Origin of the sequence: Pseudomonas sp. CG7, from assembly GCF_023701885.1 — a bacterium.
GTDB classification, from domain to species: Bacteria; Pseudomonadota; Gammaproteobacteria; order Pseudomonadales; family Pseudomonadaceae; genus Aquipseudomonas; species Aquipseudomonas zanjanensis.
Map to the genome: position 1 here is coordinate 1 of NZ_JABAEE010000122.1, position 13082 is coordinate 13082.

Consider the following 13082-nt stretch of genomic DNA (forward strand, 5'->3'; position numbering starts at 1 on the left):
GGTGTGCGAGCCGAGCGCGAGCGGCCGGTGGTGTGGGCGGTGGCCAAGGGGTCGTTCATCAACAAATTGATCCTGGCGCCACCGGCGCTGGCCGTCACGCCTTCGATCCAGTGATGCACCGCCGGCACGCCGTGGGTAAGGATGCCACCGCCCACCAGGAACATCGCTGCGGTGCCGATCACCGACAGGCTTTTCATCATGTAGGGTGCTGCGCGCAGGATGGCCCCGCCGATGCTTTTGGCGACCTGTCCTGGCTTCTGCGTCAACCAGAGCCCCAGGTCATCGAGCTTGACGATGCCCGCCACCAGGCCGTACACACCAACGGTCATGACAATCGCAATGCCCGACAGCACGATCACCTGCTGAGTCAGCGGCGCTTCGGCGACGGTGCCGAGGGTGATGGCAATGATTTCCGCCGAAAGGATAAAGTCAGTGCGCACGGCGCCCTTGATCTTGTCTTTTTCGAAGGCCACCAGATCCACCGCCGGATCCGCCACCGCCTCGACCAGTTGCGCATGTTCAGCCTGGTCCTCGGCCTTGCTGTGAAGGAACTTGTGGGCCAGTTTCTCGAACCCTTCGAAGCACAGGTAGGCGCCGCCGATCATCAACAGCGGCGTCACCAGCCAAGGGACGAAGGCACTGATCGCCAGCGCCGACGGCACCAGGATCAATTTGTTGATGAACGACCCCTTGGCCACCGCCCACACCACCGGCAGCTCGCGCTCGGCGCGCACACCTGACACTTGCTGGGCGTTGAGCGCCAGGTCATCGCCGAGCACGCCGGCGGTTTTCTTGGCGGCCATCTTGGTCATCAGCGCAACATCGTCGAGTACGGTAGCGATATCGTCGATCAGTACCAGCAAACTGCTTCCAGCCATGGAGGGACTCCTTGAACAATAATGCTGCGCAGCATACCGCGAGCCGCGGGGCCTTGTGGCCTGTACGGTTAATTCGAGTACTCAAATTCGAGTGCCAGTGCTTGCCAGGCAAGGCGCCATGACGAGTCGTAGCCCGCTACGGCGAGGAATGGTAACGCAGCTTGGCAAGCACTGGCGCCGAAGTTGAGTGCACGAATTAGCCACACAGGCCACCAGGGGCATTCTTGAGCGCCGCGCGAGGCCGGTGCTACCATGCGCCACCGCCAGAACAGGCAAGGAACCCCTGGGTTTATGAGCACAATCCGCGAGCGCAACAAAGAATTGATCCTGCGTGCCGCCAGCGAAGAATTTGCCGACAAGGGCTTCGCCGCGACCAAGACCAGCGACATCGCGGCCAAGGCTGGCCTGCCCAAGCCGAACGTCTACTACTACTTCAAATCCAAGGAAAACCTCTACCGCGAGGTGTTGGAAAGCATCATCGAGCCGATTCTCCAGGCTTCGACACCGTTCAATGCCGACGGCGTACCCGGTGAGGTGCTGAGCCACTACATCCGCTCCAAGATCCGCATTTCCCGCGACCTGCCCTTCGCCTCGAAAGTCTTCGCCAGCGAAATCATGCACGGCGCCCCGCACCTGAGCCCCGACCTGGTGGAGCAACTCAACGCCCAGGCCCGGCACAACATCGACTGCATCCAGACCTGGATCGACCGCGGCCAGATCGCCCCCATCGACCCCAACCACCTGATGTTCAGCATCTGGGCCGCCACCCAGACCTATGCCGATTTCGACTGGCAAATCAGCGCCGTGACCGGCAAGGCCAAGCTGGATGAAGCGGATTACGAAGCGGCGGCGCAGACGATTATTCGGTTGGTTTTGAAGGGGTGTGAGGTGGATCGCTAGCCAGGCTCGGGACCGAGTTGCGGCTTTCGCGAGCAGGCTCGCTCCCACAAAGGACTCAGGTTGTTTGCAGATTCTGTATTCACCACAAAACCCTGTGGGAGCGAGCCTGCTCGCGAAAGCCGCAACTCGATTTCAAGTCAAAGCCAAATGGCATCCCACAGCGGATAGTCGCCAAGCCGCTCTACCAGGCCTGCCCGCAGTGGATTTGCCACAACATAGCGAGCCAGCTTTACCAAATCCTCTTCCCGCCGCAGCGCTCGGTCATGAAATCCTTGTTGCCAAAGGCTGACTTTATTATCCAGGCGCAGATTTACAGCTTTAGTAGTCAATGATTTGGTCCTTTGCATCAACTCACTCAAAGATCCCTTGCGTAACTCGACCAACCAATGGAAATGATCAGGCATGACCACCCAGGCCAATGAATCGGCCCAGCCTTGCTCCTGAGCTTTTCGAAATTGATCAACAACCAGCCTCCCCAGAATAACGTCCTTAAAAACGGCTGCACGGCCCAATGTATTGGTGGTCAGTAAATAGATCCGGCTGGATTCAGCGTAGCGGCCGAGGCGCAGTCTATGTGAAGCAGGTGAACCAGGCATTCCTTGCCCCTTCGATGATTTGATTCATGGAGAAGGCTAGACCTGTGGATGCCTGGATGGGAGGTAGACTTTTGGCTGGATGTGTCTGGTAGATAGCTATCGCGAGCAGGCTCGCTCCCACAGTTTAGATCTGCGGCGTTTGCAGAGTGTCTGCCCACCTCAACCCTCCTGTGGGAGCGAGCCTGCGCGCGATAAAGGAAGCCCAGTCAATACAAAATCAAGCCCCAGCATCCGCCCTCAACCGCAGCGCCTCCACCGCCCTCACCGCCACCTGCTCATCCACATCCGAAACATCCCCACTCACCCCAATCGCTCCCAGCACTCTCCCCTCCTGATCCCTGATCAACACCCCACCCGGGGCCGGTACGACGTTGCCTTGGCCCAATCCATTCAACGCGGCGAAGAACGCCGGGCGTTGTTGGGCGTCCTGGGCGAGCAGGCGCGAGCCTTTGCCCAGGGCGATGGCGCCCCAGGCCTTGCCGATGGCGATCTGCGGGCGAAGCAGGCTGGCGCCGTCTTCGCGCTGCAAGGCGACCAGGTGTCCGCCGCTGTCCAGGACCGCGACGGTCAAGGGTGCGGCGCTGATTTCACGACCTGCGGCAAGCACTTGCCCGGCCAGGTTGATGGCGATTTTCAAGGTTAGAACGCTCATGGGTGCTGTCCTTCTTTTGTTATGGGAACGCCTTGCGGGCTTCACTTTCAGCAAAACCGAACCCAACAAATAGAACACAACAACGACAATTTTTGTATACAATAATTTTCACAAACAATCGTTAACGACAAAAGGCCGCTGCAAAACCTGGCGTTCCGACGAATGAAACAGGTGCTTGAGGAAATGGATTGACCTGCGTCGTTCGCCATGAATACACTCTGTGCAAAGCCACTTGTATACAATTACAAAACGTAAGAGGCACAAAACCATGAGCAAAATGAGAGCAATCGAAGCCGCCGTTCTGGTGATGCGCCGTGAAGGCGTGGACACCGCCTTCGGCATCCCGGGTGCTGCGATCAACCCGCTGTACTCCGCCCTGCAGAAGGTGGGTGGCATCGATCATGTCCTCGCTCGCCACGTTGAAGGCGCCTCGCACATGGCCGAGGGCTACACCCGGACCAAGGCCGGCAACATCGGCGTGTGCATCGGCACCTCGGGCCCGGCCGGCACCGACATGGTGACCGGGCTCTACAGCGCATCGGCCGACTCGATCCCGATTCTGTGCATCACCGGGCAAGCGCCCCGTGCCCGTATGCACAAGGAAGATTTCCAGGCTGTGGATATCACCAGCATCGTCAAGCCCGTGACTAAGTGGGCGACCACCGTGCTGGAACCGGGCCAGGTGCCGTATGCCTTCCAGAAGGCGTTCTTCGAGATGCGCTCCGGCCGGCCGGGCCCGGTGCTGATCGACCTGCCGTTCGACGTGCAGATGGCAGAGATCGAGTTCGACATCGACGCCTACCAACCGCTGCCCCTGGCCAAACCCGCGGCCAACCGCGTGCAAATCGAGAAAGCCCTGGCGATGCTCAATCAGGCTGAACGCCCCTTGCTGGTGGCCGGCGGCGGCATCATCAATGCCGATGCCAGCGACCTGCTGGTGGAGTTCGCCGAGCTGACTGGCATCCCGGTCATTCCGACCTTGATGGGCTGGGGCACGATCCCGGATGACCATCCGTTGATGGTCGGCATGGTTGGGCTGCAAACCTCCCACCGCTACGGCAACGCCACCTTGCTCAAGTCGGACGTGGTGCTGGGCGTCGGCAACCGCTGGGCCAACCGTCACACCGGTTCGGTGGACGTCTACACCGAAGGCCGCACGTTCATTCACGTGGACATCGAGCCAACCCAGATCGGCCGGGTGTTCACTCCCGACCTGGGTATCGTCTCCGATGCCGCCTCCGCCCTGACGGTGTTCATTGAAGTGGCCCGCGAGTGGCAAGCCGCCGGCAAGCTGAAGAACCGCAGCGCCTGGTTGCAGGATTGCCAGCAACGCAAGGCCAGCCTGCAACGCAAGACCCACTTCGACAACGTGCCGGTCAAGCCACAACGGGTGTACGAAGAAATGAACCAGGTGTTCGGCAAGGACACCTGCTATGTCAGCACCATCGGCCTGTCGCAGATCGCCGGCGCGCAGTTCCTCCACGTCTACAAGCCACGCCATTGGATCAACTGCGGCCAGGCCGGCCCCTTGGGCTGGACCATTCCGGCGGCGCTGGGGGTGGTCAAGGCCGATCCGAGCCGCAAGGTCGTGGCGCTGTCGGGCGACTATGATTTCCAGTTCATGATCGAAGAGCTGGCGGTGGGTGCACAGTTCAAATTGCCGTACATCCACGTTGTGGTGAACAACTCCTACCTGGGCTTGATTCGCCAGGCCCAGCGCGGCTTCGACATGGATTACTGCGTGCAGCTGTCGTTCGACAACCTCAACGCCCCGGAACTCAACGGTTATGGCGTGGACCACGTTGCCGTGGCCGAAGGCCTGGGGTGCAAGGCGCTGCGGGTGTTCGAACCGGCCGGTATCCAACCGGCGCTGCGCCAGGCCCAGGCAATGATCGAGGAGTTCAAGGTGCCGGTGATCGTCGAGATCATCCTGGAGCGGGTGACCAACATCTCCATGGGTACCGAGATCAACGCCGTCAATGAGTTTGAAGACCTGGCGCTGGTGGGCAACGATGCACCCACAGCCATCTCATTGCTCGACTGACATCCCAATGTGGGAGCGGGCTTGCTCGCGGAGACGGTTTCAGATCCAACAAAGATGTCGGCTGACAGACCACTTTCGCGAGCAAGCCCGCTCCCACAAGGGGCACTGCCAATTATTTACAGGAGACCACCATGCCGCGTTTCGCCGCCAACCTGTCCATGCTGTTCACCGAGCAGGATTTCCTCGCCCGTTTCGAAGCCGCCGCCAAGGCCGGTGTCAGTGGTGTCGAATACCTGTTCCCCTATGACTACAACTCCGCCGAACTCAAGGCCTTGCTCGACGCCAACGGCCTGACCCAGGTGCTGTTCAACCTGCCAGCCGGCGACTGGGCCAAGGGCGAGCGCGGGATTGCCTGCCTGCCGGACCGGGTCGAAGAGTTCCGCGCCGGGGTCGACCTGGCAATCGCCTACGCCCAAGTATTGGGCAACACGCAGGTCAATTGCCTGTCGGGGATTCGCCCGCAGAACTGCAGTGAAACCCTGGTGGAAAAAACCTTTGTCGCCAACCTGAAATACGCCGCCGAGAAGCTGCAGGCCAAAGGCATCAAGCTGGTGATGGAAGCCATCAACACTCGCGACATTCCCGGCTTCTACTTGAACAACACTGCCCAGGCCCTGTCGATCCGCGAGCAGGTGGGCAGCGTCAACCTGTTCCTGCAATACGACATCTACCACATGCAGATCATGGAAGGTGACCTGGCCCGGACCCTGTCGGCTCACCTGGGCGAGATCAACCACGTGCAACTGGCGGACAACCCGGGCCGTAACGAGCCGGGCACGGGCGAAATCAACTACCGCTTCCTGTTCGAACACCTGGACCGCATCGGCTACCAGGGTTGGATCGGCTGTGAATACAAGCCGCTGACCACCACCGAAGCTGGCTTGGGCTGGCTGAAAACCCATAACGCGGTCTGACTGGCGCGGGCTTTTGTGGCGAGGGAGCTTGCTCCCGCGCGGCTGCGAAGCAGACGCATGATTTTTCACCCTACATGGATTTCTGGGGCCGCTTCGCGGCCCAGCGGGAGCAAGCTCCCTCGCCACAGAACCCCGGGACATTTCAATAAGAGAGGATTTCCCCATGGCTAAAATTGGATTCATCGGCACCGGCATCATGGGCCACCCCATGGCAATGAACCTGCAAAAGGCCGGTCACAGCCTGTTCCTGTCCCAGCACCACGACCCGGCCCCGGCCGACCTGCTGGCCGGCGGCGCGGTGGCCTTGGCCAACCCGAAGGAAGTGGCCCAGGAAGCCGAGTTCATCATCGTCATGGTCCCGGACACGCCGCAGGTCGACGCCGTGCTGTTCCGCGCCGACGGCGTCGCGGCGGGCGTGGGCGCGGGCAAGGTGGTGATCGACATGAGTTCGATCTCCCCCACCGCCACCAACGCGTTCGCGGCGAAGATCAATGAAACAGGCGCGCAGTACCTCGATGCCCCGGTCTCCGGTGGTGAAGTCGGTGCCAAGGCCGCCACCCTGAGCATCATGGTCGGTGGCGACAGCGCCGCCTTCGAACGCGCGCTGCCGCTGTTCCAGGCCATGGGCAAGAACATCACCCTGGTGGGCGGCAACGGTGCCGGCCAGACTGCCAAAGTGGCGAACCAGATCATCGTCGCCCTGAACATCCAGGCGGTGGCCGAAGCGCTGTTGTTCGCCTCGAAAAACGGTGCCGACCCGGCCAAGGTCCGTGAAGCGCTGATGGGCGGTTTCGCTTCGTCGAAGATCCTTGAGGTCCACGGCGAACGCATGATCAAGGGCACCTTCGATCCGGGCTTCCGCATCAGCCTGCACCAGAAGGACCTTAACCTGGCCCTGCAAGGCGCCAGGGAGCTGAACATCAACCTGCCCAACACCGCCAACGCCCAACAAGTGTTCAGCACCTGCGCGGCCATCGGCGGCAGCAATTGGGATCACTCGGCGCTGATCAAGGGGTTGGAGCATATGGCCAATTTCTCGATTCGCGACAAATAAGCCCTGCACTATCCCATGTGGGAGCGAGCTTGCTCGCGATAGCGGTAGCCCAGCCAACATCGTTGTTGAATGTAAACCCGCTATCGCGAGCAAGCTCGCTCCCACAGGAGTCGCATCGATACTCATAATAAACACCGGGAGCCCGCCATGTCGGTCGATCCGCAACAACTGCTGCGCGAGCTGTTTGCCACAGCCATCGACGCGGCCCATCCGCAGCAAGTCCTCGAACACTACCTGCCCAGCGACCGCAGCGGCCGGGTGATCGTCATCGGTGCCGGCAAGGCCGCGGCAGCCATGGCGCAAGTGGTCGAGCGCTGCTGGCAGGGCGACGTGTCCGGCCTGGTGGGGACCCGCTACGGTCATGGCGCACCCTGTCAGAAAATCGAAGTGGTGGAAGCCGCCCACCCGGTGCCTGACGCCGCTGGCCTGGCCGTGGCCCAACGGGTGCTGGAGCTGGTGAGCAATCTCAGCGAAGACGACCGGGTGATCTTCCTGTTGTCCGGCGGCGGTTCGGCCCTGCTCGCCTTGCCGGCCGAAGGCATCACCCTGGCCGACAAGCAATCGATCAACAAAGCCTTGCTCAAATCCGGCGCGACCATCGGCGAGATGAATTGCGTGCGCAAGCACCTCTCGGCGATCAAGGGCGGGCGCCTGGGCAAGGCCTGCTGGCCGGCGACGGTGTACACCTACGCGATTTCCGATGTACCCGGCGATCTCGCCACGGTCATCGCTTCCGGCCCCACCGTGGCGGACCCCAGCACGTCGGCCGAAGCCCTGGCGATTCTCCAGCGCTACCACATCGAGGTGCCGGCCTCGATGCGCACCTGGCTGCAAAGCCCGGCGTCGGAAACCGTCAAGCCCGGCGACCCGAGCCTGGCCCGCAGCCACTTCCAGTTGATCGCCCGCCCCCAGCAGTCATTGGAAGCCGCGGCGGTGAAGGCTCGGCAGGCCGGTTTCAGCCCACTGATCCTCGGCGACCTGGAAGGCGAATCCCGGGAGGTGGCCAAAGTCCACGCCGGCATCGCCCGGCAAATCGCCCTGCACGGCCAGCCGTTGGCAGCACCGTGCGTGATTCTCTCCGGCGGTGAAACCACCGTCACCGTGCGCGGCGATGGCCGTGGCGGGCGCAATGCCGAATTCCTGCTGAGCCTGACCGACAACCTCAAGGGCCATCCCGGCATCTCTGCGCTGGCCGGCGACACGGACGGCATCGACGGCTCCGAAGACAACGCCGGCGCCCTCATGACCCCGGACAGCTATCGCCGCGCCGCCGAGCTGGGCCTGTGCGCCAGCGACGAGTTGGACAACAACAATGGCTACGGCTACTTCGCCGCCCTTGACGCGCTGATCGTCACCGAACCGACCCGCACCAACGTCAACGACTTTCGCGCCATCCTGATCCTCGAGAACCCCAAACATGACGCCTGATAAAAAGGTCAAGATCCTCGCGACCCTCGGCCCCGCCACGCGCGGCATCGATGACATCCGCGAGTTGGTACAGGCCGGGGTGAACATCTTCCGCCTGAACTTCAGCCACGGCGAGCACGCCGACCACGCCCAGCGCTACCAGTGGATTCGTGAGGTCGAGCAGCAACTCAACTACCCGCTGGGCATCCTGATGGACCTGCAAGGCCCGAAGCTGCGGGTCGGCCGGTTCGCCGATGGCAAGGTCCTGCTGCAACGAGGCCAGGCCCTGCGCTTGGACCTGGACCCGACACCGGGCGATCAACGCCGGGTCAACCTGCCCCACCCGGAAATCATCGCGGCCCTGGAGCCCGGCATGGACCTGCTGCTGGACGACGGCAAGTTGCGCCTGCGCGTGATCGCCAGGCACAGCGACGCCATCGACACCGAGGTGCTCAACGGCGGCGAGCTGTCGGACCGCAAGGGCGTGAACGTGCCCCAGGCCGTGCTCGACCTGAGCCCGTTGACCGCCAAGGACCGGCGCGACTTGAGTTTCGGCCTTGAGCTGGGCGTGGACTGGGTGGCGCTGTCGTTCGTGCAGCGTCCCGAGGACATTCACGAGGCGCGTGGGCTGATCGGCAACAAGGCGTTCCTGATGGCGAAGATCGAGAAGCCGTCGGCGGTGACCCAACTGCGCGAGATCGCCGAGTTGAGCGACGCGATCATGGTCGCCCGTGGCGACCTGGGGGTCGAAGTCCCGGCCGAAAGCGTGCCGCAGATCCAGAAAAACATCATCGGCACCTGCCGTGCCCTCGGCAAACCGGTGGTGGTGGCGACTCAGATGCTCGAGCCGATGCGCTTCTCCCCGGCCCCCACCCGTGCCGAAGTCACTGACGTCGCCAACGCCGTGGCCGAGGGGGCCGATGCGGTCATGCTCTCGGCGGAAACCGCGTCCGGCGATTACCCCCTCGAAGCCGTGCAGATGATGAGCAAGATCATCCGCCAAGTGGAAAACGGCCCCGAGTACCAGGCGCAACTGGACGTCAGCCGGCCGAAGGCCGAGGCCACGGTGTCGGACGCCATCAGCTGCGCGATCCGGCGCATCAGCAGCATCCTGCCGGTGGCGGTGCTGGTGAACTACAGCGAATCGGGCAGCTCCAGCCTGCGCGCCGCGCGGGAACGGCCGACGGTGCCGATCCTCAACCTCACGCCGAACCTACAGGCCGCCCGCCGCCTGACGGTGGCCTGGGGCGTGCACTCGGTGGTCAATGACCGGTTGAAACAGGTGGATGAAGTCTGTTCCACCGCCCTGGAAATCGCCCAGGCCCAAGGCATGGCCCAGCGTGGCGATACCCTGCTGATTACCGCGGGCGTGCCGGTCGGGCAGCCGGGGTCGACCACTTCGCTGCGCATTGAGACGCTGCTCTGAGCTTTTCTGTGGCGAGGGAGCTTGCTCCCGCTCGGTTGCGTAGCAACCGCAAAAAGAGGGGCCGCTGCGCGACCCAGCGGGAGCAAGCTCCCTCGCCACAGTTCTCTTATTCCTGACCCATCATGCCCAACCAATCCTCCACCCCCCACTGCCCCGACTGGGCCACCGCCCTGCTCAACGGCTTCAGCCAAATCTTCCTCCAGCGCCATCCGCTGTGCGGCCTGCTGTGCCTGCTGGCGATTCTGCTCACGGCGCCGGCCCTGTTCGGCGGCGCGCTGCTGGGCGGGGTGGCCGGGTTGCTGACGGCCCAGCGACGTGGTTACGCCAAGGCCGATCGGCAAGCCGGGCTGTTTAGCTACAACGGCATCCTGCTGGGCTTGCTGCTGAGCCAGGCGTTGCCCTGGTCGGTGCTGTTACCGCCGTTGATCCTCGCCGCTGGCGGCCTCAGTGCGATGCTGACCCAGCAATGGCTCAAACGCCCCCGCAGCCCTCGTTGCCTGCCCGCCTACACCGCGCCGTTTGTAGGGTTCGCGTGGCTGCTGATGAGTGTCACCGCGCCGACGTCCCCAGCCACTTCGATCGAAATGACGATGCCCAACCTGGGGGCCGCGCATTTGAGCGGACTGGGCCAGGTCATGTTTCTCGGTCACCCTGCGGCCGGTGCACTGATTGCGCTGGGCTTGTTGCTGGCCAACCGTCGCGCCGCGGTATGGGCCTTGTTCGCTTCCGCCGTCGGCCTGGCCTTCGCTTTGTCGCAACAGGGGAACGCAACCGCCCTTTCCGGACTGGACGGCTACAACCCTGTGTTGGTGGCGCTGGCCTTCAGCCAACAGCGTCGCCCGTGGCTGCCGCTGACGGGCATCCTCCTGGCGGTCATGCTCACACCAGGGTTTACCGCCCTCGGCCTGCCGCCCCTGACGGCACCGTTCATCCTCGCCTGCTGGCTGATCCAGGCCGGCGGCCGGGCGTGGCACCAGGCCAGCCTCGACAGCGCGCCTTGCACTCTGCGGGGTAATCACCCTAGGCTTCGCTGATTCCGGGTTCAGGCGAAGAGTATGGACAGCAGCAACAACTGGCGTGAACGCCTCTACGTGATCATTTTCCAGACCGACACCGTGGCCGGCCGGCGCTTCGACAGCACCCTGCTGCTGATCATCCTCGCCAGCCTGGTGATCGTGATGCTCGACAGCATCGACAGCGTGCACAAGCACTACGCCGCCCTGCTGGCCGGTATCGAGTGGGGTTTCACCTTCATCTTCATCGTCGAGTACGGCCTGCGCCTGTATTGCTCACCCAAGCCGCTGCGCTATGCCTTCAGTTTTTATGGGTTGGTGGATCTGCTGGCGATCGTGCCGGGGATCCTGGCGCTGTACTACAGCGATGCCCAATACCTGCTGATCATTCGGATCATCCGCATGTTGCGGATTTTCCGTGTGCTCAAGCTCAGCCCTTACCTCAAGCAAGCCAACTACCTGATGGCGGCGCTGCGCGGGAGCAAGCAGAAAATCATCGTGTTCCTCGTCAGCGTCTCGACCCTGGTGACCGTCTTCGGCACGCTGATGTACGTCATCGAAGGCCCCGAGCACGGGTTCACCAGCATCCCCAAGGGCATCTATTGGGCTATCGTGACATTGACCACCGTAGGCTTCGGCGACATCGTGCCCAAGACCCCACTCGGCCAAGTGGTGTCGTCCCTGGTGATGATCACCGGTTACTCGATCATCGCCGTGCCGACGGGCATTTTCACGGCGGAACTGGCCACGGCCATGCGCGGCGACCAGCTCAAGCACGATTGCCCGGTGTGCAGCAAAAACAACCATGAACACGGCGCCGCTTTCTGCTCCCGTTGTGGCAATGCGTTGTTTAGGAAATTGGAATAAGCAAAGCACTTTTTAATGCTTGATGGCCTATTGGCTTGCCGCTAGTGTTGCTGGCTAATTGCCCGGACCCCCGTTAATAAAAAGGAATTCGCAGTGAAGAACTTCTTTGGCGCCTCCCTTCTCGCCGCCGGCCTGACCTTTGGCGGCCTCGCCCACGCCGCCCCGACCCTGCTCCACGTTTCCTACGACGTGATGCGCGATTTCTACAAGGACTACAACGCCGCCTTCCAGAAACACTGGCAGGCCGAGCACAACGAAAACATCACCGTGCAGATGTCCTTCGGCGGCTCCAGCAAGCAGGCGCGCTCAGTGATCGACGGGCTGCCGGCGGATGTCATCACCATGAACATGGCCACTGACATCAACGCCTTGGCCGACAACGGCAAACTGGTGCCTGATAACTGGGTCACCCGCCTGCCGAACAACAGCGCGCCGTTCACCTCCGCCACGGTGTTCATCGTGCGCAAAGGCAACCCGAAAGCCTTGAAAGACTGGCCCGACCTGCTCAAGGACGGCGTGCAGGTGATCGTGCCCAACCCGAAAACCTCCGGCAACGGTCGCTACACCTACCTGTCGGCCTGGGGCTATGTACTGAAGAATGGCGGCGACGAGAACAAGGCCAAGGACTTCGTCGGCAAGCTGTTCAAGCAGGCGCCGGTACTGGACACCGGTGGTCGCGCCGCGACAACCACCTTCATGACCAACCAGATCGGCGACGTGCTGGTGACGTTTGAAAACGAAGCGGAAATGATCGCCCGCGAGTTCGGTCGCGATCAGTTCGAAGTGGTCTACCCAAGCGTTTCCGCCGAGGCCGAGCCACCGGTCAGCGTGGTCGACAAAGTGGTCGAGAAAAAAGGCTCCCGCGCAGCCGCCGAGGCGTACCTCAAATACCTGTGGTCGCCCGAAGGCCAGGAAATCGCCGCCGCCAACTACCTGCGCCCACGGGACCCGGCGGTACTGGCCAAATACACCGACCGCTTCCCGAAAGTAGACTTCCTGTCGGTGGAAAAAACCTTTGGTGACTGGCGCACGGTGCAGAAGACTCACTTCAATGATGGTGGGGTTTTCGACCAGATCTATAGCGGGCAGTAAGACACTGATTCAACCAGGATTGCATGCAAGCTTTTGTGGCGAGGGAGCTTGCTCCCGCTCGGTTGCGCAGCGACCGCCGGAATGGGGCCGCTACGCAGCCCAGCGGGAGCAAGCTCTCATCAAACAAAATCCATCCCCTTGTTCTCCAAAGCTTTTTAAGCCGCGACCAATCGAACACCCAGCTTTGTAGCCTTACGCTGTAAGGCTCTAAGCTGACGATCACGACTTTTGGCCTCGTA

12 protein-coding genes and 1 pseudogene are annotated in these 13082 nt (G+C 62.2%); 10 read left to right on the forward strand and 3 right to left on the reverse strand.

The features are described 5' to 3' along the window. Positions 1-27: 27 nt before the first annotated feature. Entirely contained in the window at positions 28-114 is an 87-nt protein-coding gene (locus HGO40_RS30595) for a hypothetical protein (RefSeq protein ID WP_353050741.1), read from the forward strand. Here HGO40_RS30595 and HGO40_RS28735 read toward each other — a convergent pair. Then, a pseudogene (locus HGO40_RS28735) lies at positions 75-878 on the reverse strand (DUF808 domain-containing protein); the annotation flags it as partial. The gene HGO40_RS30595 and the pseudogene HGO40_RS28735 overlap by 40 nt on opposite strands. 291 nt (positions 879-1169) lie before the next feature. On the opposite strand from HGO40_RS28735, the gene HGO40_RS28740 reads away from it, so the two are divergent. Then, the gene (locus HGO40_RS28740; protein ID WP_046065644.1) at positions 1170-1778 is read left to right on the forward strand and encodes a TetR/AcrR family transcriptional regulator; all 609 of its coding nucleotides are present in this window, start codon (positions 1170-1172) and stop codon (positions 1776-1778) included. Between the two features lie 137 nt (positions 1779-1915). On the opposite strand, the gene HGO40_RS28745 is transcribed toward HGO40_RS28740, so the two are convergent. Both HGO40_RS28745 and HGO40_RS28750 read right to left on the reverse strand, forming a co-directional pair. Then, the gene (locus HGO40_RS28745; protein ID WP_250965804.1) at positions 1916-2374 is read right to left on the reverse strand and encodes an REP-associated tyrosine transposase; all 459 of its coding nucleotides are present in this window, start codon (positions 2372-2374) and stop codon (positions 1916-1918) included. 217 nt (positions 2375-2591) lie between these two features. Continuing rightward, on the reverse strand, positions 2592-3026 hold the full coding sequence (locus HGO40_RS28750) for a GlcG/HbpS family heme-binding protein (protein WP_250965805.1): 435 nt from the start codon (positions 3024-3026) through the stop codon (positions 2592-2594). A 268-nt stretch (positions 3027-3294) separates the two neighbouring features. On the opposite strand from HGO40_RS28750, the gene gcl reads away from it, so the two are divergent. The 8 genes from gcl (at position 3295) to HGO40_RS28790 (ending at position 12843) form a co-directional block, all read left to right on the forward strand. Beyond that, positions 3295-5070, forward strand: a complete 1776-nt coding sequence (gene gcl / locus HGO40_RS28755) for a glyoxylate carboligase (protein WP_186708160.1) — start codon at positions 3295-3297, stop codon at positions 5068-5070. Between the two features lie 131 nt (positions 5071-5201). Further along, positions 5202-5984 (forward strand): hydroxypyruvate isomerase, encoded by a 783-nt coding sequence (gene hyi / locus HGO40_RS28760; RefSeq protein ID WP_250965806.1) that lies wholly within the window; start codon positions 5202-5204, stop codon positions 5982-5984. Positions 5985-6147: 163 nt separating this feature from the next. After that, positions 6148-7038, forward strand: a complete 891-nt coding sequence (locus HGO40_RS28765) for a 2-hydroxy-3-oxopropionate reductase (protein WP_250965807.1) — start codon at positions 6148-6150, stop codon at positions 7036-7038. 147 nt (positions 7039-7185) lie between these two features. Continuing rightward, complete coding sequence (locus tag HGO40_RS28770) at positions 7186-8466, forward strand: glycerate kinase type-2 family protein (protein ID WP_250965808.1); 1281 nt, start codon at positions 7186-7188, stop codon at positions 8464-8466. Beyond that, positions 8456-9871 (forward strand): pyruvate kinase, encoded by a 1416-nt coding sequence (pyk, locus tag HGO40_RS28775; protein WP_250965809.1) that lies wholly within the window; start codon positions 8456-8458, stop codon positions 9869-9871. Before HGO40_RS28770 ends, pyk begins: the two co-directional genes overlap by 11 nt. Before the next feature lie 122 nt (positions 9872-9993). Beyond that, positions 9994-10905 carry an urea transporter gene (locus HGO40_RS28780; RefSeq protein ID WP_250965810.1) on the forward strand — a complete coding sequence of 304 codons (912 nt, stop codon included), beginning with the start codon at positions 9994-9996 and terminating at the stop codon, positions 10903-10905. Between the two features lie 21 nt (positions 10906-10926). Next, positions 10927-11751 carry an ion transporter gene (locus HGO40_RS28785; RefSeq protein ID WP_250965811.1) on the forward strand — a complete coding sequence of 275 codons (825 nt, stop codon included), beginning with the start codon at positions 10927-10929 and terminating at the stop codon, positions 11749-11751. A 93-nt stretch (positions 11752-11844) separates the two neighbouring features. Then, positions 11845-12843, forward strand: a complete 999-nt coding sequence (locus tag HGO40_RS28790; protein ID WP_250965812.1) for a sulfate ABC transporter substrate-binding protein — start codon at positions 11845-11847, stop codon at positions 12841-12843. Positions 12844-13082: the final 239 nt, after the last annotated feature.